Source organism: Streptomyces sp. NPDC002044 (genome assembly GCF_040296725.1).
In the GTDB taxonomy this organism is placed as follows: domain Bacteria; phylum Actinomycetota; class Actinomycetes; order Streptomycetales; family Streptomycetaceae; genus Streptomyces; species Streptomyces antarcticus.
Map to the genome: position 1 here is coordinate 56,390 of NZ_JBEOXU010000007.1, position 23,377 is coordinate 79,766.

22 protein-coding genes are annotated in these 23,377 nt (G+C 73.4%); 10 read left to right on the plus strand and 12 right to left on the minus strand.

The window, feature by feature from the left end:
• Window positions 1–21 precede the first annotated feature (21 nt).
• A complete protein-coding gene (locus ABT106_RS03510; protein ID WP_351271635.1) occupies window positions 22–1,092 on the plus strand; it encodes a hypothetical protein in 1,071 nt (356 codons plus the stop codon).
• Window positions 1,093–1,144: 52 nt separating this feature from the next.
• Here ABT106_RS03510 and ABT106_RS03515 read toward each other — a convergent pair whose 3' ends face one another.
• From ABT106_RS03515 to chsH3, 3 genes are read right to left on the minus strand one after another with little or no spacing between them, the layout of a single operon-like run.
• Window positions 1,145–2,086, minus strand: a complete 942-nt coding sequence (locus tag ABT106_RS03515) for a 3-oxoacyl-ACP reductase (protein WP_351271637.1) — start codon at window positions 2,084–2,086, stop codon at window positions 1,145–1,147.
• A gap of 24 nt (window positions 2,087–2,110) precedes the next feature.
• Complete coding sequence (locus ABT106_RS03520) at window positions 2,111–3,187, minus strand: Zn-dependent alcohol dehydrogenase (protein WP_351271640.1); 1,077 nt, start codon at window positions 3,185–3,187, stop codon at window positions 2,111–2,113.
• 48 nt (window positions 3,188–3,235) lie between these two features.
• Window positions 3,236–4,090, minus strand: coding sequence for an enoyl-CoA hydratase ChsH3 (gene chsH3 / locus ABT106_RS03525; RefSeq protein WP_351271642.1), 855 nt, complete (start codon window positions 4,088–4,090; stop codon window positions 3,236–3,238).
• A gap of 263 nt (window positions 4,091–4,353) precedes the next feature.
• Between chsH3 and ABT106_RS03530 the strand changes: the two genes are divergently transcribed.
• Complete coding sequence (locus tag ABT106_RS03530) at window positions 4,354–4,713, plus strand: response regulator (RefSeq protein ID WP_351271645.1); 360 nt, start codon at window positions 4,354–4,356, stop codon at window positions 4,711–4,713.
• A gap of 48 nt (window positions 4,714–4,761) precedes the next feature.
• Here ABT106_RS03530 and ABT106_RS03535 read toward each other — a convergent pair whose 3' ends face one another.
• The 3 genes from ABT106_RS03535 to ABT106_RS03545 all read right to left on the minus strand — a co-directional run bounded on the left by ABT106_RS03535 (window position 4,762) and on the right by ABT106_RS03545 (window position 10,314).
• Window positions 4,762–5,949, minus strand: a complete 1,188-nt coding sequence (locus ABT106_RS03535; RefSeq protein ID WP_351271648.1) for a lipid-transfer protein — start codon at window positions 5,947–5,949, stop codon at window positions 4,762–4,764.
• Window positions 5,950–6,021: 72 nt separating this feature from the next.
• Window positions 6,022–8,154 carry an acyl-CoA dehydrogenase family protein gene (locus tag ABT106_RS03540; protein ID WP_351271650.1) on the minus strand — a complete coding sequence of 711 codons (2,133 nt, stop codon included), beginning with the start codon at window positions 8,152–8,154 and terminating at the stop codon, window positions 6,022–6,024.
• 105 nt (window positions 8,155–8,259) lie between these two features.
• A complete protein-coding gene (locus ABT106_RS03545) occupies window positions 8,260–10,314 on the minus strand; it encodes a protein kinase domain-containing protein (protein WP_351271653.1) in 2,055 nt (684 codons plus the stop codon).
• 411 nt (window positions 10,315–10,725) lie between these two features.
• Between ABT106_RS03545 and ABT106_RS03550 the strand changes: the two genes are divergently transcribed.
• The gene (locus ABT106_RS03550; RefSeq protein WP_351271656.1) at window positions 10,726–11,205 is read left to right on the plus strand and encodes a hypothetical protein; all 480 of its coding nucleotides are present in this window, start codon (window positions 10,726–10,728) and stop codon (window positions 11,203–11,205) included.
• A gap of 48 nt (window positions 11,206–11,253) precedes the next feature.
• Here ABT106_RS03550 and ABT106_RS03555 read toward each other — a convergent pair whose 3' ends face one another.
• Together ABT106_RS03555 and ABT106_RS03560 are read right to left on the minus strand one after the other, a co-directional pair.
• Window positions 11,254–11,586, minus strand: a complete 333-nt coding sequence (locus tag ABT106_RS03555; protein WP_351271659.1) for a DUF397 domain-containing protein — start codon at window positions 11,584–11,586, stop codon at window positions 11,254–11,256.
• Window positions 11,546–12,394 (minus strand): helix-turn-helix domain-containing protein, encoded by an 849-nt coding sequence (locus tag ABT106_RS03560; protein ID WP_351271662.1) that lies wholly within the window; start codon window positions 12,392–12,394, stop codon window positions 11,546–11,548. The genes ABT106_RS03555 and ABT106_RS03560 overlap by 41 nt, the downstream gene beginning before the upstream one ends.
• An 84-nt stretch (window positions 12,395–12,478) precedes the next feature.
• On the opposite strand from ABT106_RS03560, the gene ABT106_RS03565 reads away from it, so the two are divergent.
• The 6 genes from ABT106_RS03565 to ABT106_RS03590 all read left to right on the plus strand — a co-directional run bounded on the left by ABT106_RS03565 (window position 12,479) and on the right by ABT106_RS03590 (window position 19,779).
• The gene (locus tag ABT106_RS03565) at window positions 12,479–12,964 is read left to right on the plus strand and encodes an ATP-binding protein (protein ID WP_351271664.1); all 486 of its coding nucleotides are present in this window, start codon (window positions 12,479–12,481) and stop codon (window positions 12,962–12,964) included.
• 40 nt (window positions 12,965–13,004) lie between these two features.
• Entirely contained in the window at window positions 13,005–13,646 is a 642-nt protein-coding gene (locus ABT106_RS03570) for a class I SAM-dependent methyltransferase (RefSeq protein ID WP_351271667.1), read from the plus strand.
• A gap of 66 nt (window positions 13,647–13,712) precedes the next feature.
• Entirely contained in the window at window positions 13,713–14,714 is a 1,002-nt protein-coding gene (locus ABT106_RS03575; protein ID WP_351271670.1) for an N-acetylmuramoyl-L-alanine amidase, read from the plus strand.
• Window positions 14,715–14,865: 151 nt separating this feature from the next.
• Window positions 14,866–15,708 carry a DUF5336 domain-containing protein gene (locus tag ABT106_RS03580; protein ID WP_351271673.1) on the plus strand — a complete coding sequence of 281 codons (843 nt, stop codon included), beginning with the start codon at window positions 14,866–14,868 and terminating at the stop codon, window positions 15,706–15,708.
• A 122-nt stretch (window positions 15,709–15,830) separates the two neighbouring features.
• Complete coding sequence (locus ABT106_RS03585) at window positions 15,831–16,841, plus strand: LLM class F420-dependent oxidoreductase (RefSeq protein ID WP_351271676.1); 1,011 nt, start codon at window positions 15,831–15,833, stop codon at window positions 16,839–16,841.
• Between the two features lie 214 nt (window positions 16,842–17,055).
• Complete coding sequence (locus ABT106_RS03590; protein ID WP_351271678.1) at window positions 17,056–19,779, plus strand: PKD domain-containing protein; 2,724 nt, start codon at window positions 17,056–17,058, stop codon at window positions 19,777–19,779.
• Between the two features lie 75 nt (window positions 19,780–19,854).
• On the opposite strand, the gene ABT106_RS03595 is transcribed toward ABT106_RS03590, so the two are convergent.
• Complete coding sequence (locus ABT106_RS03595) at window positions 19,855–20,253, minus strand: hypothetical protein (RefSeq protein ID WP_351271681.1); 399 nt, start codon at window positions 20,251–20,253, stop codon at window positions 19,855–19,857.
• A 92-nt stretch (window positions 20,254–20,345) separates the two neighbouring features.
• The gene (locus ABT106_RS03600) at window positions 20,346–20,987 is read right to left on the minus strand and encodes a hypothetical protein (protein WP_351271683.1); all 642 of its coding nucleotides are present in this window, start codon (window positions 20,985–20,987) and stop codon (window positions 20,346–20,348) included.
• A gap of 136 nt (window positions 20,988–21,123) precedes the next feature.
• Here ABT106_RS03600 and ABT106_RS03605 point away from each other — a divergent pair, with 136 nt between their 5' ends.
• Window positions 21,124–21,426: a hypothetical protein gene (locus ABT106_RS03605; protein ID WP_267725394.1), complete on the plus strand. Its 303-nt coding sequence runs from the start codon at window positions 21,124–21,126 to the stop codon at window positions 21,424–21,426.
• Window positions 21,427–21,489: 63 nt separating this feature from the next.
• Here ABT106_RS03605 and ABT106_RS03610 read toward each other — a convergent pair whose 3' ends face one another.
• Together ABT106_RS03610 and ABT106_RS03615 are read right to left on the minus strand one after the other, a co-directional pair.
• On the minus strand, window positions 21,490–22,578 hold the full coding sequence (locus tag ABT106_RS03610; RefSeq protein WP_351271686.1) for a prenyltransferase/squalene oxidase repeat-containing protein: 1,089 nt from the start codon (window positions 22,576–22,578) through the stop codon (window positions 21,490–21,492).
• Window positions 22,575–23,309 carry a class I SAM-dependent methyltransferase gene (locus ABT106_RS03615; RefSeq protein ID WP_351271689.1) on the minus strand — a complete coding sequence of 245 codons (735 nt, stop codon included), beginning with the start codon at window positions 23,307–23,309 and terminating at the stop codon, window positions 22,575–22,577. Before ABT106_RS03615 ends, ABT106_RS03610 begins: the two co-directional genes overlap by 4 nt.
• Window positions 23,310–23,377 lie beyond the last annotated feature (68 nt).

A 23,377-nucleotide genomic window follows, 5' to 3' on the forward strand; every position in this document is an offset into this window, starting at 1 on the left:
CACTCCGGAGGTGACGCACGGATGACTGTCTGTGCCATCGAGATGACGACCACGACCCCGTTCACGATCGCCGCGGACGGGTCGTACGCCGCCCGGCTCGCCGGGGACGGACAGGCGCGGTACGTGGAGCGCTGGACCCTCGCCGGGCCCGAGGCGTACGCGGTGCCGTTGCCGCTCGCGCAGCCCGAGGAGGCCGACAGCGAGGTGCTGCCGCTGACGGACGGCCGGGTGCTGATCCACCGGCGGGTGGCGGACCGGCACGCTTTCGCCCTGCTGTACCCGACCGGCGCCGCCTCCGGGCCGCGCACCGGGCAGCTGTCCCTCGGGGCGGTGGACTGGGAGGAGGGCGTCCTGGTCACGATGCTGCCGCCGTCGCCGGACGGCCACGCGGCGTTCGCCCTGGCCGCGTCCGACGCCGGGACCACGGTCTGGCGGGTGGCCGGCGGTCCCTTCGGGCCCCAGCGGGTCGCCCGGATCCCGGGCCGGTGCTCCGGCGGCGTCTGGCTGGACCGGTCCGGCCGGCTGCTGGCCCTGGACCGGGAACTGGACGGCGTCGTCAAGGCCGTCGCCGTGGACCTGGGGTGCGGCGAGGTGTCCCCGCTGCTCCAGATCGCCGAGGACAGCGACGACCGGCTGCTGCTGGCCGACCCCGACAGCGGGCTGCTGCTGCTCCGCTCCGACGCGCCGGGCGAACCGCGCCTCGGCTGGGGGGTGCTGGGCAGCTCCCTTCCGGTGCGCTTCCCGGACTGCCTGCGCGCGGACGGGGCCACGGCCGTGCCGTTCGCCGTGCAGCCGGGCCAGGCGCTGATGCCGGAGACCTGCGGGGTCGCGCTGCGGCTGGAGGGGGGCGGGCTCGCCCTGTGGCGGCCCGCCGACCGGCACGTGTTCCGGCTCGGCGCCCCGGTGGGCTGGCTCGGGGGGACGGGCCTGTGGAGCGCGGAGGGCCGGCTGCACCTGCCGTACGCGACGCCCGAGGTGCCCTGCGGGGTCCTCGGGATGAGCCTGCCGGTGGCGCCCCCGGCGCCGGTCCGCGTGGACCCGCCGCCGGCGGCGGCGCGCCCGGTGCCGTTGCAGCAGGCTCCGCTGCGGTGACACCGGGCGCGTACGGGCCGGTGCCGGCCCCGGCGGCCGGCACCGCTGTCCGTCAGCCGTGCTTGAGGCCCAGCACCTCCGCCGCCGCGAAGGTCTCGTTCGCGGGGCGCGCCTCGTAGTGCGGGGTGAGCAGCTCGTCGAGCTCCTCGTAGGAGAAGGACTCCTTGGCGGTGTCGAACTTGGCCGCCACCCTGGGGCGTTCCATCACGACGACGATCCCGCCGTGTACGACGAACAGCTGTCCGTTGGCTTTGGCGGAGGCGGGCGAGGCCAGGTAGCCGACGAGCGGTGAGACGTGCTCGGGGGCGAGGGCGTCGAGCTTGCCCTCCTCCGGGACCTGGAACCCGGCGAAGACGTCCTCGGTCATCCGGGTGCGGGCGCGCGGGCAGATGGCGTTGGCCGTGACCCCGTACTTCGCCAGGGCCAGGGCGGTGGAGGTGGTCAGGCCGACGATGCCGCCCTTGGCCGCCGCGTAGTTCGGCTGGCCGGCCGAGCCGCCGAGGAACGCCTCGGAGGAGGTGTTGACGATCCGGCCGTAGACCGGCCCGCCCGCCGCCTTCGAGCGCTCCCGCCAGTGCGCGGAGGCGAAGTGGGTGGTGTTGAAGTGGCCCTTGAGGTGGACCCGGATGACCGAGTCCCATTCCTGCTCCGACATCGAGAAGACCATCCGGTCGCGCAGGATGCCCGCGTTGTTGACCAGGACGTCCAGCTTCCCGAAGCTGCTGACCGCCAGCTCGACGAGCTCGCGCGCCTGCTCGAAGTCGGCCACGTCGCCCAGGTGCGCCACCGCCTGCCCGCCCGCGGCGCGGATCTCCGCGGCCACCTCCTCCGCCGGCGCGGCCGAGGCGTCCCCGGAGCCGTCCCGGCCGGGCTGGCCGAAGTCGTTGACGACCACGCTCGCGCCGAGCCGTGCGAGCTCGACCGCCTCGGCCCGGCCGAGGCCGCGGCCGGCGCCGGTGACGATGGCGGAGAGTCCCTCAAGTGGCAGTGACATCCGTACGGTTCCTCTCGAAACGGGTCAGAGTTCGATGCAGGTGCGCAGCGCGGTGCCGGTGCGCATCTGGTCGAGGGCGTCGTTGATCTCGGCGAGCTGCACCCGGTGCGTGATCAGGCTCTCCAGGTCCACCCGGCCGGCGCGCCACAGGGCGATGGTGCGCTCGTAGGAACGGAGCACGTCGCCGCCGCCGTACATCGACGGCAGGATCCTCTTCTCGTCGAAGAACAGCGAGAACATGTCGATCTGGAAGGTGTCGTCCATGGCGCCGGCCCCGACCACGCACACGGTGCCGCCGCGCCGGGTCATCTTGTACGCGGTCTGCGCGGTGGCGGACTTGCCGACGACCTCGAAGACGTAGTCGAAGCCCTCGCCGCCGGTGATGCGGTTCTTGGCGTCGTCGAAGGCGTCCGGGGCGACGGCCTCGGTGGCCCCGAAGCGCAGGGCGGCGTCCCGGCGCGACTGCACCGGGTCGACGGCGACGATCTGGGCGGCGCCCTGGATCTTGGCGCCCTGGATGACGGAGATGCCGACGCCGCCGCAGCCGATGACGGCGACGGAGGAGCCCGCCTCCACCTTGGCGGTGTTGATGGCGGCGCCGAGGCCGGTGGTGACGCCGCAGCCGATGAGGGCGGCGATGTCGAACGGCACGTCGTCGGGGATCGGTACGGCGCACGCGGCGTCGACGACCAGTTCCTCGGCGAAGGTGCCGGTGGCGGCGAAGCCGAAGATGTCGCCGCCCGCGCGGCGGAAGTTGGGGGTGCCGGCGTTGACCAGGCTGGCCAGGCAGAGGTGGCCCTGGCCCCGCTTGCAGGACGGACACCGGCCGCACGGCGGCAGCCAGCAGACGAGGACCCGGTCGCCCTGCTTCAGGTCCGTGACGCCGTCACCGACGTCGGCGATCACCCCGGAGCCCTCGTGGCCGGGGACGAAGGGGGCGGGCTGCGGCAGGATCCCGCTCATCGCGGAGAGGTCGGAGTGGCACAGGCCGGTGGCCTTGACACGGATCTTCACCTTGCCGGGACCGAGGCCCACGGCCTCCATGTCGTCGACGACTTCCAGCTTGTCCTGGCCGATCTCGCTCTGCAGTGCTGCGCGCACGGTGCGGCTCCTTCAGTCGGTCTGTCTTACGCGTGCTGTCGGTCTGTCTTACGCGTGTTCGACGACGGTGTCGGCGAGGACCGGCGCGTCGTCCCGGTCGGCGACGGTCACCGACACCAGGACGCGGCCGGGCTCCCGCCACATCCGGATGCGCAGCGTCTCGCCCGGGAAGACGATCCCGGCGAAGCGCGTGCGGTAGGCGCGGACCCGGGAGACGTCCCCGTCCAGCGCCGTGTCGACGACGGCCTTGAGGGTCATGCCGTACGAGCACAGGCCGTGGAGGATCGGCCGGTCGAAGCCGGCCAGCTTGGCGAACTCCGGGTCGGCGTGCAGGGGGTTCCAGTCGCCGGAGAGCCGGTAGAGCAGCGCCTGCTCCTCACGGATCGTGCGCTCCTCGGTCCGGTCGGGCGCCCGCTCGGGCAGCTCCTCGCGGACGGAGGGCCCGCGCTCGCCGCCGAAGCCGCCCTCGCCGCGTACGAAGATCTGCGCGTCGCTGGTCCACAGCGGCCCGTCGGCGTCGGCGACCTCGGAGCGCAGCACGATGACGGCCGCCTTGCCCTTGTCGTAGACGGCGGCGACCTTGGCCGTGGTGGTGGCCTCACCCTTGACGGGGATGGGCCGGTGCAGCCGGATGGACTGGCCGCCGTGCAGGACGGCGGCGAGGTTCACGTCGATCCCGGGGGCGGCGAGGCCGCCCATCATGGCCATGCCCGCGCCGGCGACGGTCGCGAAGCTGGGGAGGACGTGGAGCTTGGACTCCAGGGTGTAGCGCAGCTCGTCGGGGTCGGTGGCGGGCAGGCCCGCGCCGAGGCCGAGGTGGTAGAGCTGGATGTCCTTGTGGTCCCAGCCGATGTCCCCCCGGCGGGGGTCTGCGGCGAGGGCCTTGGCGGCATCGATCGGCATGAGGATGCTGCTCCTTGTTCTTTGGAAGACCTCGGTGCGGCCGTCCGCACCGTCGGTCGCACCGAGGTCGTATGCGGGAACCGGCTCGGTGAGCACGTTCTAGAACGCGTTCTAGGGCTGGGCCGGTGAAGGAATGTATAACGCACCCCCCAGCAGTTGGGAAGACTCCCGGCCGCACTCCTGACTGAACGTCAGATGCGATGTCCGCCTGGCGCCCCTGGCCCGATCGGAGGCCGGGGGCCTAACCTGGCGAGGTGGACGAAATGCCCGTTGCGCACCGCCCTGCCCGATCCCTGCGCGTGCTGCTGCACCCGCCGAACCCCGCGCTGGCCATCCAGCTGGGCCTCCAGCCGGACATCGAGGTCGTACGGGACCAGCTGGCCCGGCCGGCGGTCGCGCTGGTGGAGGAGGCGGACTCGGTCGGGGAACTGCTGGCCGAGGACCCGGAGTGCCGGGTGCTGGTGCTGACGGGGTCCGCGCACCCGGGGCTGGCCGCCGCCGTACTGGCCGCCGGGGCGGCGGGCCTGGTCCTGCGGGACGGCCCGGTGGACGACCTGGCCGACGCGATCCGCCGCGCCTCCCGCGGCGAAACGGTGATCGACCCGTCCCTGACCGGCCCGTAACCCCACCCCGGGCGCGGGGTCCGGGGCGGAGCCCCGGAAACGGCTCCGCTACCTCCGGAGCAAGGTCACCACCGCCGCACCCCCCAGCCCGATGTTGTGGGCGAGGCCCACCCCCGCTCCCGGCACCTGCCGCGCCCCCGCCTCGCCCCGCAGCTGCCACACCAGCTCCGCCGCCTGCGCGAGCCCAGTGGCCCCCAGCGGGTGCCCCTTCGAGATGAGCCCGCCGGACGGGTTGACCACCCACCGCCCGCCGTACGTCGTCGCCCCGCTCTCCACCAGCTCCCCGGCGGCGCCGTCCCCGCACATGCCCAGCGCCTCGTACGTCAGCAGCTCGTTGACCGAGAAGCAGTCGTGCAGCTCCACCACGTCCACGTCCTCGATGCCGAGCCCCGACGCCTCGTACACCTGCCGCGCCGCCGCGGCCGTCATCGGCTTGCCCACCACGTCGATGCACGAGCCCGACGCGAACGACGCCTCCGTGTCCGTCGTCATCGACTGCGCCACGATCTCGACCGCCTTGTCGTGCAGCCCGTGCCGCACCACGAACCGCTCGGAGACCACGAGCGCAGCCGCCGCGCCGTCCGAGGTCGGCGAGCACTGGAGCTTGGTCAGCGGGTCGTGGATCGGCTTGGCGGCCAGGATGTCCTCCACCGAGTACACGTCCTGGAACTGCGCGTTCGGGTTGTTCGCCGAGTGCCGGTGGTTCTTGGCTCCCACGGCCGCCAGCTGCGCGGCCGTGGTCCCGTACCGCTCCATGTGCTCGCGCGCCGCGTTGCCGAAGATCTGGGCGGTGGGCGGGGACATCTCGAAGCCGTGCCCGGCGGCCATGATCCCGTAGTGCCGGGCCACCGGCGAGGTCGCGAAGTCCCCGCCGTCGGCGCCGCCGCCCAGCGCGCCGCGCTTCATCTTCTCGAATCCGAGGGCGAGCACGCAGTCGTTGATCCCGCCCTCGACGAACTGCCGCGCCATCATCAGCGCCGTCGCTCCGGTCGCGCAGTTGTTGTTGACGTTGTAGACCGGGACCCCGCTCAGTCCCAGTTCGTACGCCGCCCGCTGACCGGCCGTGGAGGACTGGAAGCAGTAGCCCACCGGCACCTGCTCCACCAGCCCGTAGTCCACGCCCGCGTCCGCGAGCGCCGCCTGACCGGCCTCCTTCGCCATGTCCCAGTACTGCCAGTCCCTCGACTCCGGCTTCTCGAACTTCGTCATGCCGACGCCCACGATGTACGACTTCATGTCCCTGCTGTCCCTTCAGTCCCTGTGCGTCCGGTGAGCCCCTGTGGGTCCGGTCAGTCCCTGTGGGTCCGGTCAGTCCCTGGGCAGGCCGAGGATCCGCTCGGCGACGACGTTGAGCTGGACCTGCGTGGTGCCCCCGGCGATGGTCAGGCAGCGGGACATGAGCATCCCGTGCACCGCCCGCTCCCCCGCCCCCTCCCGTACCGCGCCCGCCGGCCCCAGCAGTTCGAGCGCGAGCTCGGCGGTCCGCTGCTGGTGCGGGGTCTGGACGAGTTTGCGCACGGACGCGCCCGCGCCCGGCTCCAGCCCCGACACCTGCTGGAGGGTGGTCCGCATCCCGATGCACGCCAGGGCGTGCGCCTCGGCGGCCAGCGCCCCGATCCGGGCCCGGTACGCGCCGTCGAGCGCGTCGGAGCGGGCGATCAGCGCCTCCAGGCCGGTGTCGAAGGTCATCTGGTCGGCCATGTGGACCCGCTCGTTGCCCAGCGTGTTGCGGGCCACCTTCCAGCCGCCGTCGGCCGCCCCGACGAGCGCGTCGGCGGGGAGGGACACGTCGTCGAAATAGACCTCGTTGAAGAGGGCCTCGCCGGTGAGCTCCTTGAGCGGGCGGACCTCGATGCCGGGGGTGTTCTTCATGTCGACGAGGAAGTAGCCGAGGCCCTTGTGCCTGGGCGCGGCCGGATCGGTCCGGGCGAGGAGGATCCCGAAGTCGGCGCTGTGCGCGGAACTCGTCCACACCTTCTGTCCGTTGACCTTCCAGCCGCCGTCCCCGGTGCGCTCCGCCCTGGTCCTCAGTGAGGCCAGGTCGGAGCCGGCTTCCGGTTCGGAGAACAGCTGGCACCAGGTGGTGTCCCCGCGCAGGGTCGCCGGCAGGTGCGTCCCGATCTGTTCCGGGGTGCCGTAGGCGAGCAGCGAGGGCACGACCCAGGTGGCGATCCCCAGGTCGGCGACCTTGACCCCGGCCGCCCGCAGCTCCTGCTGGACGACGAGCTGCTCGACGGGTCCGGCGCCCAGCCCGTACGGGGGCGGCAGGTACGGCGCCGCGTAGCCGGTGGGGGCCAGGACCCGCCGGGCGGCCGCCGGGTCGAGGCCGCGCGCGTCCTCGATGGCGGTCCGGGCCCGCGCCCGGTGCGCCTCGGCCTCCGGCGGGAGTTCGAGGCGCAGCTCGCGCCGGGCGCCGGCCGCCGCGAGCCGGGCGGCCCGTACGCGGTGCCCGTCGCCGGGGCCGAGCAGCTGGCGGGCGACGAGGGCCCGGCGCAGGTAGACGTGGGCGTCGTGCTCCCAGGTGAAGCCGATGCCGCCGAGGATCTGGATGCAGTCCTTGGCGCAGGTGTACGCGGCGTCCAGCGCGGTCCCGGCGGCCAGCGCGGCGGTCAGCGACCGTACGTCGGCGCTCTCGTCCACCGCCCGTGCGGCGTCCCAGGCGAGCGCCCGCGCCTGTTCCAGGCGCACCAGCATGTCGGCGCACAGGTGCTTGACCCCCTGGAACCGTCCGATGGGCCGGCCGAACTGCTCGCGCACCTTGGCGTGTTCGGCAGCCGTGCGCACCGCCCAGGCGGCGGTGCCGCAGGCGTCGGCGGCGAACAGCGCGCAGGCCAGGTCCCGTACCAGGGCGGCGTCCAGCTCCAGCAGCCGCCCGGGCGGCACGGTGACCCCGCGCGCCCGTACTTCGGCGGTGGGCCGGGTGGGGTCGGCCGCCTCGTGCGTACGGATGTCCAGCGTGGCGGCGTCCACGGCGAACCAGCGGGTGCCGTGCGCGGCCTCGGCGGCCAGCAGTACGACCTCGGCCTCGCCGGCGCCGAGCACCGGGGGCGCGTCCCCGTCCAGCAGGTGGCCGCCGCCCTCGACGGCGACGGCGGTCAGGCTGCCGGGCCCCAGCGCGACGGCGCCGACCCGTCCGGCGAGCGGCTCGGCCCCGGCCCGGTCCAGGAGTACGGAGGCCAGCGCGCTCGGCAGGTACGCCCCCGGCAGCGCCCCGCGGGCGGCCTCCTCCACCACGACGGCGAGGTCGAGCAGGGTGCCGCCCTCCAAGTGCGGCTCCAGCAGCCCCGACTCGGCCAGCGCGTCCCAGTAGGCGGGCCGCAATCCGGTCCGCGGCGGGCTGTCGAGCAGCTTGCGCACCTCCTCGGGCGGCACGGCCCGCGCGACCCAGCCGCGCACGGCCTCGGCCAACTCCCGCTGTTCCTGCGTGATTCCGATGCCCATGCGCGGCAGACTAGAACACGTTCCAATCTGACGGAAGGTCAGAACTGTAACGCGTTCTCGCTTCGGCGTGCCGCGTGCGGGGGCGTGCCGGGCCGCCTCTCGGGGTCAGGAGCGTTGGTAGTAGTACCCGTCCGCGTGCGCGGGGCCCACGTTGTGCTGGAGCCCGGCCGGCTCGCTCTTGCTGAAGAAGGACGCCTCCAGGACCCCGCAGAACTGGCCGGTGGACTTGCTCTTGTCCACGGCCGCGGCGCCGATGTTGATCCGGGACCCGCCGGAGGCCACCGACGTCACCTTGGCGGTGTTCTCGCAGTGGCCCATGGCCGTGTTGCTGATCAGCCGCACGGCCCCGGAGGACGCGATGGTCACCGTCACGGGCTGATTGATGTTGACCTGCTCCTTGTAGGTCCAGGAGCCGACGAAGTACGCGGGGAGCCCGCTGCCGCCGGAGGAGCCCCCGCTCGGCGAACCGCCGCCGCCCGGGGAACCGGCACCGCCCGGGGAACCGCCGCCGCCCGGAGTCGCGCCCGAGCCGCCGCCGGGGGTGGCGCCGCCGCCCGCGCCTCCGGCGGCGGGGCCCGAGCCGGTGCCCTTGGTCGCGCCGGTACCCGTACCGCCCGCTCCACCCGGGGTGCCCGCGCCGCCGGGCGTCCCCGCGCCCGCCGCGGTGCCCTGGGCGGTGCCCTGCGCGGCGGCGCCGACCGGGGTCGAAGCGCCGCCGACCTGACCGCCGACCTGACCGTCCGGCGCCGGGGCGGCGGGGTTCTGGGGGCTGGGCCCGCCCGGGGTCGGTGAACCTGCCGCCCCGGAGGGGGAGCCGCCGGGGGTGCCGGGCATCGCGGGAGCGCTCGCGGCCGGGGGCGCGGCCTGCGCTCCGGTGCCGGCGCCGCCGCCGAACGGCTGGATCAGGGCCACCGTGCCACCACCGACCGCGAACACGAAGACGGCCGGAACGGCGATGGTCAGGCGACGCCTGCGCCCGGACCGCCCGTCCCCGGCCGTGGCACCCCCGGCCGGCGGACCGGCCGAGGGACCGGCCGAGGGACCGGCCGAGGCGTCGGGCACGGGACCCGGCACGGATGCGTCCACCGGATCGGCGACCGGGGCGATGACCACCCCGGCCGCCGCCCCGCCGGACGCCCCCTCCGGCCGCAGATCGACCGTCGCCCGGTCGATGCCGCCGGCCGGGGTCCGCGCCTCCCGCCCGGGCGCCGCCTCCACGTCGAGCAGCCGCGCCGCCTGCCGGGCGAGGCTCGCCACCACCTTCGGGGGCAGCCACGCCCCGGCGAGCACCGCCGGGCGGACCCGTTCGGGATCCTCCAGCAGCTCGTCCACGCCGGGCCGGTCGTCGACGCGCTTGGCCAGACACCGGGCGACGAACGCGCGCAGCGCCTCGTCCTCGATCCGCTCAAGCTCCGGCTCGCCCTCCACGATCTGGAACATCACCGCGTGCTGGTTGCTCGCGCCGCGCCCGAAGGGCAGTTCGCCCGTGGCCGCGTACATCAGGACGCAGCCGAGGGTGAACACATCGCTCTTCGCCCCGGCGCGCTGCCCGCGCACCTGCTCGGGCGACATGAACCCGGGCGAGCCGACGACCAGGCCGGTGCTGGTGAGCAGCGACTCGACGGACGTCTCCAGGGCGCGCGAGATGCCGAAGTCGATGACGCGGGTGCCCTCGACGGTCAGCATCACGTTCGACGGCTTGAGGTCGCGGTGCACGATCCCCGCCGAGTGGATGTCCTGGAGAGCGTGGAGCAGTCCGTCGGCGAGGGCGTGCACGGACCCCACGGGCAGGGGCCCGTACCGGCGCACGATCTGCTCCAGCGAGAGCCCCGGCACGTACCCCGTGGCCACCCAGGGCCGATCAGCCTCGGCGTCCGCGTCCAGCACGGGTGCGGTGTACCGCTCGCCGACGCGCCGGGCGGCGTCGATCTCGTGGCGGAACCGGGCCCGGAACTGCGCGTTCGACACGTGCTCCTCGTGCACCACCTTCACCGCGACCGTGCGCCCGCCTTCGGACCGGGCCAGGAACACCCGCCCCATGCCGCCGGCGCCGAGCCGCCCCAGCAGCACGTACGGGCCGATCCGGCTCGGATCCCCGGCCGCGAGCGGCTTTATGCCGCCGTCGACGTTGTCGTCGTCGTCGTTCAGTGCGCTGCTCATGCTGCCCGCCCCCGGTGATCCCCTGTGGTCGCCCGAACCGGCCGCCCGGCCGGTCGAACCCGCCTCAGACTAGAGCCAGTTGGATGCCGGATGAAGGGAAGGGTGACCGACGCGACGGTGACCCCGGCCAGTCGCCCACCGCCCCACGTCCGCGTCCGCACTGCCGCCATCGGCGCCACGAAGGCCGCGGGGCTCGCTCCGCCCGTACCACCGGCCACGCGGGTACTCCTCCCGAGAACCGGGGGCTGGGGGGCGGGCTCCAGCGAAACCTTTCTCCTCAAGGGAGGGCGGGCAGGGCCCGCCACCGCGTCCGGAGTCGGCACCAAGGGGCCCCGAATGGCCGATATGCCGGTCTCCCCAATCTTGCTTGAGTGCGCCTGTTCCGCTCACCCCGTCCCCCAGGGAGTCCCCGTGTCCCACCGTCCCCACCTCCGCAGCGCACTGATCGGCGCGTGCACCGCGGCGCTGCTCGCCGGCTCCGGCCTGCTCGCACTGCCCGTGCAGGCCGCAGGACCGCAGTCGTCGTCGCAGACCGCCGCCGAACACAGGATGACGCGGCCCGAAATGCAGGTGACCACGTTCTTCGGGGACTACAAGGACGCCATCAACGGCCGGCACTCGGAGGGCCACAGCCCGGCCAAGGTCCGGGAGGAGTTCCTTGTCCCCAAGCTCGACGCGGACTTGTACCAATGGGGCGCCGACAACCAGAAGGACCCGATCTTCCGCCGGACCGATGTACCCGAGGGCTGGGCCGTGGAGGAGACGGGCCAGGCGGACGGCCACGCCAAGGTCGTCCTGACCCAGACCATGGAGGACGGCACGACGTCCAAGGTCTGGTACCAGGTGAACCTCGACGGCCTGCTCATCGATGGTCTGACCGACCCCTCCTGAGCATCTGCCCCGGCCGCCGCGCGTCGGCGGCCGGGATGGCTCCGGCCGTCAGAGGCTCCGCACGAACTCCGAGAAGGCGGCCGGGGCCACGGTGAACGCGGGCCCGCCGGGATTCTTGGAATCCCGCACGGCGATCCGGCAGGACTGCGCGGCAACCTCGACGCACTCACCGCCGGTGTCGGCACTGTACGAAGACTTCTGCCAGGCGGCGCCGCCGAGCGGGGCGCACTCGACGCACTCGCCGCCGGTTGTTCCGCTGTACGAGGACTTGCGCCAAGCGGCGCCGCCCAAGGGGGCACACTCGACGCAATCCCCTCCGGTGTCACCGCTGTACGAGGACTTACGCCACCGCACGCCCGTCAGGTTCTGGATGGTGTCCATAGCGCTCCTCCATTACGCGGGCGATCAGCGCCGCCGAATCCTCCAAGGACAGCGCGGCGGCCTGCAGGTGATCGTAACGGAGCGAACCTTCCCTGAGAGCTATCGGATTGGCCGTCATGTGGCCCTGGACGAAGTCCTCGGTGTAGACGAGATCTGGGTTGTCGTCGAACCGCAGAAGGTTGAACGAACCCATCAGCCCCGCATGGGCGCCCGCCTCGAACGGCAGGATCTGCACCTTCACCCACTCCCGCCTCCGCAGCGCCAACAGGTGCGCGAGTTGGTTCCGCATGACCGCCCGGCCGCCGACCTCCTGGTGCAGTACGGCCTCGCTCAGCACCACCCACATCAGTGGCGGGTTCTCGCGGTCCAGGATGCGCTGCCGCTCCATTCGGGCGGCGACCCGCGCGTCGAGCCGTTCCTCGTTCCGTACGCCCAGCACGGTCCGCGCGTACTCCGGCGTCTGCAACAGCCCGTACACCAGCTGCGCCTGGAACGTGGAGATGTAGGCGGCCTTCGCCTCCATCTCGGCGTACGCCTGGAACCAGGTCGGCAGCTGGCTGCGGAGCACCAGGCCCGCCAGCCGAGAGAAGACCCCGCCGGTGCCCAGGGCGGCGTCGACCCGTTCCGAGAAGTCGCGCGTCGGGACCTTGCGCGCGGTCTCCACCTGGCCGACCAGCGAGGCCGTGCAGAACACGATCTCGCCCAACTGCCCTTGCTTCAGGCCCGCGTCCTCCCTCAGGCGGCGCAGTTCCGAGCCGTAGTAGTCCAGCGGCGAGGCGCTGGGGTCCAGATCACGGATGTTGACCATGAGGCGGTCACCCCCAAGTTCACGCGGTGCGGCGTTCGTTTCAGGCCGTAGCCGAGCGTAACCATCCCTCCCCATTCTGGTGACATGAATCACGCAACCGACCTCCTCCCCGCAGGCATTGGCGACAGCTACCGCATGGGCTTCACCGTCGGTGCGCACTCGGCCCGGCCGATACGGCGGATCCTGCGGGCGTTCCTGCGCCACTGGGGCCTGGCCGGGCTGGCCGGGGACGCGGAGCTGGCGCTGACCGAGCTGGTCGCGAACGTCGTGCGGCACGTACCGGGGCAGGTGTGCCGGGTGGTGATCCTGCGGCGGCCGGACGGGCTGCGGGTCGAGGTGTCGGACGCCTGTCCGGACCCGGTCCGCCGCGCACCCGCGCACACGGGACCGGGGGAACCCGCCGGGGGAGGCCGGGGCCTGCTCCTCGTCGAGGCGCTGACCGACCGCTGGGGCTGCCTGCCGCTGCCCGTCGGCAAGACGGTCTGGTTCGAGTGCGACGCCCCCCGCACCGCGGACCCCGGCCCGCCCGGCCCCCGCCATGGACCGCTACCGGGCGGTAGGGCAACATGAGCGCCCAGGCCCGACCACCCCTCACCCCGCCGGAGACGACATGGCCACCCCCAAGCCGGAGACCCTCGCCGCCTTCGAGGCCGCCAAGGGGTTCATGCCCGTACGGGAGGGCCTCGCCCTGTACGAGGCGGCCGTCGCCGCGGCCGCGCTCGGGCTCCCGCTGCTGGAGGTCGGCACGTACTGCGGGCGCTCCACGATCCTGCTCGCCGATGCCGCCCGCGAGGCCGGGGTGGCCGCGGTCACCGTCGACCACCACCGCGGCAGCGAGGAGCAGCAGCCCGGCTGGGAGTACCACGACCCGAGCGTCGTGGACCCGGAGGTCGGCCTGATGGACACGCTGCCCACCTTCCGCCGCACCCTGCACGCGGCCGGCCTGGAGGACCACGTGATCGCGGTCGTCGGCCGCTCCCCGCGGGTCGCCGCGGCGTGGGGCGGTCCGCTCGGGCTGGTCTTCATCGACGGCGGCCACACCGACGAGCACGCCACCGGCGACTACGAGGGCTGGGCCCCGCACGTCGCGGTGGGCGGGACGCTCGTCATCCACGACGTGTTCCCGGACCCGGCGGACGGCGGGCAGGCCCCGTACCGGATCCACCAGCGCGCGCTTGCCTCCGGGGCCTTCGAGGAGATCTCCGTCACGGACTCGCTGCGCGTGCTGCGCCGGACCGCCCCCGGCATATAAGCGCACCGCGCCCCCGGATGGCCCAGGGTCCGGACGGGGGCCGGACCGCAGGTCTAGCATCGCCGCGTGCGCTACGACGGCAGTTCCCCGACCCCCGAGTCCGGCTCTTCGGTCAGCCCGGACCGTCCCTGGTACGCCCGCCGCTCCACGCTCGTCGTCGCGGCCGCCGCGGTCGCGCCGGCCTGCCTGGCGGGCTGGCTGCTGACCCAGGTGCTGGACTCCGGCGGAGCCGGGGAGCGGCCCGCCGGGGCGTCCGCGGCGTCCGGCCCGGACGCGAAGCCCGCCGCCCCGGCGACGGGCAGCCCCTCGGCCACCGCGTCCGCGTCCGCGTCGGCCTCCGCGTCGGCCTCCGTTTCCCCCTCCCCGGCGGCCTCCGCGCCCGCTCCCGCCAAGGGGCCGCTGACCGGCCGGACCGTCGTCGTCGACCCCGGCCACAACACCGGCAACTTCAAGCACGGCACCGAGATCAACAAGCAGGTGAACATCGGCACCAACCGCAAGGAGTGCGACACCACCGGCACCACCACGAACTCCGGCTACATGGAGGCCGAGTTCACCCTCGACGTCTCGCTGCGCGTCAAGGCCGTCCTGGAGGCCCAGGGCGTGAAGGTCCTCCTCACCCACCAGGCCGACCGCCCCTGGGGCCCCTGCATCGACGAACGCGCCCGCATCGGCAACGAGGCCGCCGCCGACGCCGTCGTCTCGGTCCACGCGGACGGGGTTTCGGCCGGCAGCCGCGGCTTCCACGTCATCCTCCCGGCCACCGTCAAGGCGGGCGGCGCGGACACCGCGAAGATCGTCGGTCCCTCCCGCGAACTCGGCGAACGGATCGCCGGGAACTTCGCCCGGACCACCGGTTCCGCCCCCGCGAACTACCTCGGCGGCGGGACCGGACTGGTCGTCCGCGACGATCTGGGCGGGCTGAACCTGTCAACCCGCCCCAAGGTGTTCATCGAATGCGGCAACATGCGTGACGCCAAGGACGCGGCGCAGCTGACGAGTCCGCAGTGGCGGCAGCAGGCGGCCCAGGGCATCGCGAACGGCATCGTCGGCTTCCTCGGCGGGTAGTCCCCACGGGCGGTCCCGCCGGGACCGCTCGCCGCCCCGATCCCCTCGGAACCCGGTGACCTCCGTACCATGGTGCCGCCCGCCCCGCTCCAGGCACGCTCTGCGACCGCGGCACCACGACACGACCGAGACCGAGAAGGACACCTAAGACGTGAACATCCGCTCCCTCACTCGAGGCGACGGCGTGGTGATCGGAGCAGCGGTACTGCTGTTCATCGCCTCGTTCCTCGATTTCTACTCCTCCCCCCGCATCGACACCCCGAGCGCGTGGGACACAGACTCCTACCGGCTCGTCCTCCCCAGCGTCTTCCTGATCGGCTTCATCGCGGCCGGCCTGCTCGTCGCCGCCCGCTTCCAGCCGGAGACCCGCAAGGTGCTGGGCCTTCCGCTCGGCGCCTGGGGCACCGTGCTCGCGGTGTCGGCGGCCTGGTCCGCGCTGTGGGCGCTCATCACCTGCCCGAGCGGGATCGACCTGGGCGCGGGCGCCGTCATCGCCTTCCTCGCCACCCTGCTCCTCGCCGGCGTGGCCCTGTTCGGCTCCAAGGTCCCGGCGCTCGCCGGCGGCCTGGTGCCGGAGCCGAAGCCGGCCGCGGTCCCGCCGTACGGCGGCCAGCCCCAGCCGGGCGCCGGCTACGGCTACCCGGGCGGTCAGCAGCAGCAGCCGCAGTACGGCAACACCCCGCAGCCGGTCCCGCCCTACGGCGGCTCCCACGAGCCCACCCCGGCCCCCGCCCCGGGTCCGCGGGACGCGTCCCACGGGGGCCAGCCGGCCCCGTCCCCGGCCCCGGCCGCGGACTTCACGCCGTTCTGGTTCGCGGTCCCGGTGGCCCGGCCCCTCTTCGGCGAGGACGGCTCCCCCGCCCCCATCGCGGAGCTCGCCCCGGGCACCTGGTACCTGGCCGTCGACCAGCGCGGCCCGGCCACGCTGATCGCGCAGACCCAGGACGGCCGCCGCGGCGTCCTGAACGACACGTCGAACATCCAGCGGGGCTGAGCCCCGCGCCCTCCGCGCCTCGGCCCGTCGGCAACGGCCCCCCGCCCCCTTCCGGGCGGGGGGCCGTTGCCCTACAGTCACCTGACGCACCGTCAGATACGGCATCGCGGAGGGGACCGTACATGCGCCTGGGACTCGCACTCGGCTACTGGGGCCGCGGCCCCACCCCGGACCACCTCGACCTCGCCACCGAGGCGGAGCGCCTCGGCTACGACTCCGTGTGGACCGCAGAAGCCTGGGGCTCTGACGCCTTCACCCCGCTGACCTGGATCGCCGCGCACACCTCGCGCATCCGCCTCGGCACGGCCATCGCGCAGATGGCCGCCCGCTCCCCCACCGCCACCGCCATGCACGCGCTCACCCTGGACCACCTCTCCGGCGGGCGCATGATGCTGGGCCTGGGCCTGTCCGGACCGCAGGTCGTCGAGGGCTGGTACGGGCGCCCGTTCCCCGCGAGCCCGCTGACCGCGACCCGCGAGTACGTCGACGTCATCCGCCAGGTCCTGCGCCGCGAGGGCCCGGTCACCCTGGACGGCCGCTTCCACCAGCACCCGTACCGCGGCGGGGACGGCACCGGCATCGGCAAACCGCTCAAGCCCATCACCCACCCGCTCCGCGCCGACCTGCCGCTCCTGCTGGGAGCCGAGGGGCCGAAGAACATCGCGCAGACCACCCGCATCGCCGACGGCTGGCTCCCCCTGTACTGGTCGCCGACCCGCACCGACGTCTACCAGTCCTCCCTCACGGACCTCCCCGACGGGTTCATGATCGCTCCGATGGCCCGCGCCAAGGTCTGCGACGACGTCGCCGAGGGCCTGCTGCCGGTCAAGGCCATGCTCGGCTTCTACATCGGCGGCATGGGCCACGCGGCCCGCAACTTCCACGCCGACCTGATGGCCCGCATGGGCTACGAGGACGAGGCCCGCCACATCCAGGAGCTGTTCCTCGCCGGCCGCAAGGAGGAGGCGGTTCTCGCCGTCCCGGACGCCTTCGCCGACGAGATCTCCCTGATCGGCCCCCGCGAGCGGATCGCCGAACGCCTGGAGCTGTGGCGCAAGGGCCCGGTCACCGACCTGCTCCTGACGGCCCCGGACCCCCACACCCTGCGTGTCCTGGCGGAACTCAACAGCTGACGGCGGTCCGCATCGCCCTGCGCCGGACGGGAGTTCGCTCCCGCGCAGGCCGTTCTTTCGAGATGACAACACGTGTTCCACCAGGGATGATGTCCGGAGTCTCCGCGGGTTTCGCATGCGCCCGACCGGCTCTGGGGGAGAAGGCCGATACCGCGTCGCGTGGCGCCGTACCCGCACCCACTTCGCGTCATCTCGTTCCCGAAGGAAACTCCTGGTGCGTCCCACTCGTGCGACGGTCCTGCTCACCGCGGGTCTCGTCACCCTCCTCGGCGTGCCGGCGGCAGTCGCCGCCGAGACCCCGTCCGACCTCTACGTCAGCAACCGCGCCGGGGCCAACTGCGCCGACGGAGGCACCGGTTCACGGTCCGTACCCTTCTGCACGATCTCGGCCGCGGCCAAGGCCGTCCAGCCGGGGCAGACCGTGCGGATCGCCACGGGCACCCCGTACGCCGAATCCGTCACGATCGACCGCCCGGGGGAGCCCGGCAAGCCCATCGCCCTCGTCGCCGAAGCCAGGGACGGGTACCCGCAGGCGCGCCTGGACACGGATCGGACCCTGACCATCAGCCGCGCCGCCCACGTGCGGATCCGTGGCCTGAGCGTGTCCGGCGAACTGCGGGTCGACGCTTCCACCGACGTCGAACTCACCGCTGTCCATGCGCCGTTGAAGGTCACCGGGGCAAGCGCGGACGTCCGCGTCAGCCGGAGCGAGCTGGAGGACGTCCGGATCGCGGGCGGTTCCCGGCGCACCGTGCTCAGCCACAACCTCGTCACCGGGTACCTCGGGTCGCCGGTCGACGCTGTCGACGCGCCCGGCACCGTCATCACCAACAACTCCTTCGTCCTCCAGTGCGACGCGGCCGTCTCACTCAGCGGCGGCTCGACCGGCTCCGCGGTGTTCAACAACTACGTCCGCTCCCCCGGTACCTGCGTGGCGCCCAAGACGCGCACCGGCATCGCGGTGACGCAGAGCGCGACCACCGGCACCCGCGCCGACTACAACCTGATCGCGCTCGTGGCCGGGCGCGCAGTCGCGTACCAGTGGGCGGGCACCACCTACGAGCAGCCGGCCGCGTTCCACACGGCCACCGGCCAGGGCGCGCACGACATCCTTTCCCGGGCGACTGCCGGCTTCGATGCCGTCGACGGCATCACACCCCTCGTCGACTCCGCCGATCCGACGGCCCCGGGCGCGCTGCCCACCGACTACCTCGGCAACCCGGCCGCGGACGACCCACGGGTCCCCAACACCGGAAAGGACGGGGCGTACCTCGACCGCGGAGCGCACGAGTCCCAGGACTGGCTGCAGACGGTCCGCCTCGCCCTCGACCAGCCGTGGGCGCCCGCCGGCACTCCGGTGAAGGCCACCGCCGCCGCGACGAGCCGCTGGTCCGGTCCGCTGACCTACCGGTTCGACTTCGGCGACGGCACTGCCCCGGTCGTCACCTCCGAGCCCACCGCCACGCACGCGTACGGCACGCCGTGCGCGTGCACGGTCAAGGTGACGGCGTCCAACGGCATCGGTCAGCAGCGCGCCGCCGAGCAGTCGGCGAAGGTGACCGCGACCGGTGCCCTGGCCGCGGCCGTCACGGCCACGCCGTTCCTGCCCACCGCGGAGGAACCTCGTGCGTACGTAGCCCCGCTGACCTTCTCCGTCGACGCGCGGACCTCCGTGGCGCCCTGGCCGATCGCCCGGGTGGACGTGGACTTCGGTGACGGCACCAAGACGGGCGCCGACGGGCTGGACCCCGTACGGCACGCCTACGCCAAGCCCGGCGACTACACGGTCACCGCGACGGTCGAGGACGTCAAGGGCAGCACGTCCACGACCACCCGGACCGTGCGGGCCGACTACGCGGCGTCCGGCTACGTCGCGCTCGCCCCGACCCGTGTACTCGACACCCGCACCACCGGCTCCCCGCTCCAGGGCGGCACCGCCACGCCGGTGACCCTGCCCGTCGTCTACACCGGCTCGGGCCCGAACCACACCGCCGGAATGACCGCGGGCGTGGTCAACGTGACCGTCACCGACGCGACCGAGGACACCCACCTCACCCTGTGGCCCTCGGGCCAGGCCCGCCCCGCCACCTCGAACGTGAACGTCACCGCGGGCGGCACCTCGTCCAACACGGTCACCGTCCCCGTCGGCGCCGACGGCAAGATCTCGGCCCGGCTCAACGCCGGCCAAGCCACCCTCGTCGTCGACTTCATCGGCTACTACCAGCCGAACACCGGGCAGCGCTTCAGCCCGATCGCCCCGACCCGCATCGCCGACACCCGCGTCGGTTCCGGCGGCATCCTCTCCGCGGGCCAGACCCGCACCGTCCCGGTCGCGGGCCTCCACGGGATCCCCGCGGACGCCACCGCGGTAGCGCTCAACCTGACCAGCACGGACAGCAGCGGCAACTCCTTCGTCGTCGCCTACCCCCGCCCGGACTACCGCCCCAACGCCTCGCACCTGAACCCGGAGCCCGGCAAGGACAAGTCCAACCAGGCCATCGTGCCTGTGGGCCCCGCGGGCACCATCACCCTCTACACCAACACCGCTTCCACCCACCTCGTCCTCGACGCCGTCGGCTACTACGGCAAGGACGGCACGACGCTGTTCACGCCCGCCGTGCCCCAGCGCCTCGCCGACACCCGCACCACCGGCAAGCTGAACCCGGGAGCCACCACCACCGTGGCCGGCATTCCCGCGGGAGCCGTCGGCGCCGTCCTCAACGTCACGGCCACGGACAGCACGGCCCCCGGCTTCCTGACGGTGTACGGCCACGGCAGTGCCCGCCCGGACGCCAGCAGCCTCAACACCCGCCCCGGCGCCACCGTCCCCAACCACGTCACCACCCCGGCCGCGGGTGGCCGCGTCTCCATCTGGAACAACCCCGGCGGCAGCACCCACGTCATCACCGACCTCCTGGGCTACTTCACCCGGGGCTGACCCGACCCCCGCAGCACACCGGAGCCCCGGCCACCGCGACCACGCGGTGGCCGGGGCTCCGGCCGTACGACGGTTCTAGCTCCCGGGCTCCGGCTCCGGCTCCGGGATCGTCTCCAGGAGTTCCCGCAGGTCCAGCGCCATGACGGCGATCTCGATGGTGCCGCCGCCGTCGTACGCGCAGGTCACGATCCGCGAGCCGGGGTTGATGGACATCGCCTCCTTCACGGAGGGTGCCCGGACGGCGGTGGCGCGGCCGCCCGGCAGCGGGACGGGGTCGCCCCGCCCGGGGACGCAGCGGGCCGTGCCCTGGCCGGCGTACACCCGGCCCGGACGCCAGCGGCCCGCCCCGGCCGGGTTGCGCACCATGCAGGGGATCCCGGCCGCCGGTCCGGCGACCACCCGGCGCAGGTGCTTGCGGCGGAGCAGCCAGCCGGCCCCGGCCGCCCCGAGGACGACAGCCACGATTTCGATCACGCCCCATTGAAACAGTCCCGACGGCGCTCCGCGCAGCCGGAAGGGGCGGCCGGAACCGCCGGCCGCCCCGCTCCCGGTCGCGTGCCCGCCGGCTACCCGCCGAGCTGGGAGACGCTGGGCACCTTGTCGGTCACCGTGGCTCCCGCGCTCTTGCCGGCTTCCTTGACGCCGTTGATGACGTCCTGGAAGGCGCCGATGTCGGCGTCGCCCGCCTGGCCCTTGCGGAGTTTGGTGCCGAGGCCCTTGAGGGACTCGATGCCCGCCGTCAGCGGGACCATCGCCTTGGACAGCAGCGGGTCGCCCTTGGCGTTGTCACCTGCGGCCTTCAGCCTGTTGTAGGCGAAGGCACCGGCGAGACCGGCCTTGACCAGCGCGAACGTACGTCCCTTCGTGCCCTTCTTGAACTTGCCCGCCTGGTACGGCTTGATGATCCACTGGTAGGTCGCCCCGGCCGCGAGACCGGCGTTGGCGACGAACCGCGTCTTGGCGAACTTCTGCTTCTCGGCGCTCGTACTGGGCGACGGCGTCGCGGCCGCGGCCTCGTCGGCCTCGTTCGCGGCCGGCACGGCGGCGGCGAGGGCCGCCAGTTCGGCGGCCGAGGCCATGGAGACGCTCTCGCCCTGGGCCCTGCTCTCACCGCCGCTGCCGCACGCGGTGGCACCGGCCAGCAGCGACGTGGACAGGACCACCGCGGCGAGGGATCGACGGAATCGGACGGTTGTGGGTACGGACACGATTGCCTCCGGGGACTGAGGTGTCTTCCGCAGCCTCGCCCGGGATGTCCTGATCCGCCCTCCAGGAGGGCCCGTTCGGGTACACGTTCGCCTTTACGGCACGTTTACGACACGCCCGGGCGGCAACACGGGCCGTATGACATCACACACGCGGACGCGTACCCGGGGAAGCAGTCAGGCAGGCCGTGCCGTCGCACTGGTGGCGGACGTGCTCGCCTTCGTGATCGGCCTCTGGATCCTGCTGTACCTGCTGGAGGCCAACCAGGCGAACGGCCTCGTCGACTTCATCCACGACGCCGCCTCCTGGCTGGCCGGATGGTCCTACGACCTCTTCACCTTCAGCCGCGAATGGGTCCAGGTCGTCGTCGGCTACGGTGTCGCGGCCGTGGCCTACCTGCTCATAGGCCACGCCGTCGCCGGCTGGCTCTACCGCCGCTGACACGCCTGTCGCTGCCCCGTCCGCCGCTGACACCCCCGCCGGTCCGGTACCGGCGGCGTCCGGTCAGCCGCAGCAGTCGGGCTCCAGCCCGGCCGGGAGCGAGGCCCCGCCGAACACCTCGGTGGTGGCCTCGTCCCCGCCCAGCGCCGCGACGGCGAGCAGCAGGGACCCGGCGGTCCAGGTCGTCTGCTCCACCGGCCAGACCGCCCCGTCCTGGAACACGTAACCCGTCCAGTACATGCCATTGTCCGCGCGCAGGTGCGTGATCGACCGCAGGATGTCCAGCGCCCGGTCGGAGCTCCCGGTCGCCCACAGCGCGAGCGCCAGCTCGCAGGACTCTCCGCCCGTGACCCACGGGTTCGGCAGGACGCAGCGCACGCCCAGGCCGGGGACCACGAACTCGTCCCAGCGCTCCGCGAGGCGCTCCGCCGCCTCGGCTCCGGTCAGGGCCCCGCCCAGGACCGGGTAGTACCAGTCCATCGAGTAGCGGTTCTTGTCGAGGAAGCGCTCCGGGTGGCGCCGGATGGCGTGCCGCAGGGCGCCCGCCGCGAGCTCCCAGTCGGGCTGCGGCTCCTCGCGGTGCTCGGCGATGGCCAGGGCGCAGCGCAGCGCCTGGTGGATGGAGGAGGAGCCGGTGAGCAGGGCGTCGGTGACGGGCGTGCCGTCGGCCTCCCGCTTCCAGCCGATCTCGCCGCCGGGCTGCTGGAGGGTCAGTACGCACTCCACGGCCGCGTAGACGGCCGGCCACATACGGTCCAGGAAGGCGTCGTCGCCGGTGGACAGGTAGTGGTGCCAGACGCCGACGGCTATGTACGCGGTGAAGTTGCTCTCCCGGCTCGCGTCCTGCGGTTCGGCGGTGTCCACCCCGTCGGGCCGGTCGGCGTAGGCCGCGTACCAGGAGCCGTCCCGGTTCTGGTGGCGGACCAGCCAGGCGTACGCCCGCCCGGCGGCCTCGTGCTCGCCGGCCGCGTCCAGGGCCATGGCGGCCTCGGTGTGGTCCCACGGGTCGAGGTGGTGGCCGCGGAACCACGGGATGGCGCCGTCCGGCCGCTGCGCGGCGAGGATGCCGGCGACGGTCAGCGCGGCCTCCTCGGCGGTCAGTACGCCCTCCAGGACCAGGTGTTCCGGTTCGGTGCGCCCGGGTGAGGTCACTGGGCGGCGCCGACGGGGAGGTGCGGCTTGGTCGCGTACGCCACGAAGGACTTGCCGATGACCGGGTTGAGGGCCTGCTCGGCGAGGCGGGTGGCGAGGGGCTTCTTCATGATGTCCCAGACCAGGAGCTTGTGGTACGCCTTGACGGGCAGCGCCTGGTCGTTGTCGACGCCGAAGGCGCACTTGAGCCACCAGTACGGGGAGTGCAGCCCGTGGGCGTGGTGCGTGCCGTACGGCTTGAGGCCGGCGGCCTCCATCTTGCCGAGCAGTTCGTCGGCCTTGTAGATGCGGATGTGGCCGCCCTCGACCTCGTGGTAGGCGTCGGAGAGCGTCCAGCAGATCTTCTCGGGGCCGTAGCGCGGGACGGTGATGGCGATGCGGCCGCCGGGCTTGAGGACGCGGACCATCTCGGCGAGCACGCCCTTGTCGTCGGGGATGTGCTCCATCACCTCGGAGATGATGACGACGTCGAAGGAGTCGTCGGGGAAGGGCAGCGCGAGCGCGTCGCCCTCCATCGCGGTGGCGGTGGCGCCGACCGGGGCCTCGCCGGCCTCCTTCATGGCGGCGAACCACTTGGCGACCTCGCGGATCTCCTCGCCGTTGCGGTCGACGGCGACCACCTGGGCGCCTCTCCGGTAGCACTCGAAGGCGTGCCGGCCTGCGCCGCAGCCCAGGTCGAGTACGCGGTCGCCTGCGGCGAGCGGGAACCGGGAGAAATCGACGGTCAGCACGGGGTCCTGCCTTCGCGGTCGCGGGGGTGGAGGGGGTGGGGGCCGGGGGGGGGCGTGGATCGGTGGGA

What these genes read in the sequence shown, in the direction of transcription:
- ABT106_RS03605 (WP_267725394.1), top strand. Translation starts at nt 21,124, where the DNA reads ATGACATCACACACGCGGACGCGTACCCGGGGAAGCAGTCAGGCAGGC.
- ABT106_RS03515 (WP_351271637.1), bottom strand. Translation starts at nt 2,086, where the DNA reads ATGTCACTGCCACTTGAGGGACTCTCCGCCATCGTCACCGGCGCCGGC.
- ABT106_RS03555 (WP_351271659.1), bottom strand. Translation starts at nt 11,586, where the DNA reads ATGGACACCATCCAGAACCTGACGGGCGTGCGGTGGCGTAAGTCCTCG.
- ABT106_RS03530 (WP_351271645.1), top strand. Translation starts at nt 4,354, where the DNA reads ATGCCCGTTGCGCACCGCCCTGCCCGATCCCTGCGCGTGCTGCTGCAC.
- ABT106_RS03510 (WP_351271635.1), top strand. Translation starts at nt 22, where the DNA reads ATGACTGTCTGTGCCATCGAGATGACGACCACGACCCCGTTCACGATC.
- ABT106_RS03535 (WP_351271648.1), bottom strand. Translation starts at nt 5,949, where the DNA reads ATGAAGTCGTACATCGTGGGCGTCGGCATGACGAAGTTCGAGAAGCCG.
- ABT106_RS03570 (WP_351271667.1), top strand. Translation starts at nt 13,005, where the DNA reads ATGGCCACCCCCAAGCCGGAGACCCTCGCCGCCTTCGAGGCCGCCAAG.
- ABT106_RS03565 (WP_351271664.1), top strand. Translation starts at nt 12,479, where the DNA reads ATGAATCACGCAACCGACCTCCTCCCCGCAGGCATTGGCGACAGCTAC.
- ABT106_RS03540 (WP_351271650.1), bottom strand. Translation starts at nt 8,154, where the DNA reads ATGGGCATCGGAATCACGCAGGAACAGCGGGAGTTGGCCGAGGCCGTG.
- ABT106_RS03585 (WP_351271676.1), top strand. Translation starts at nt 15,831, where the DNA reads ATGCGCCTGGGACTCGCACTCGGCTACTGGGGCCGCGGCCCCACCCCG.
- ABT106_RS03545 (WP_351271653.1), bottom strand. Translation starts at nt 10,314, where the DNA reads ATGAGCAGCGCACTGAACGACGACGACGACAACGTCGACGGCGGCATA.
- chsH3 (WP_351271642.1), bottom strand. Translation starts at nt 4,090, where the DNA reads ATGCCGATCGATGCCGCCAAGGCCCTCGCCGCAGACCCCCGCCGGGGG.
- ABT106_RS03560 (WP_351271662.1), bottom strand. Translation starts at nt 12,394, where the DNA reads ATGGTCAACATCCGTGATCTGGACCCCAGCGCCTCGCCGCTGGACTAC.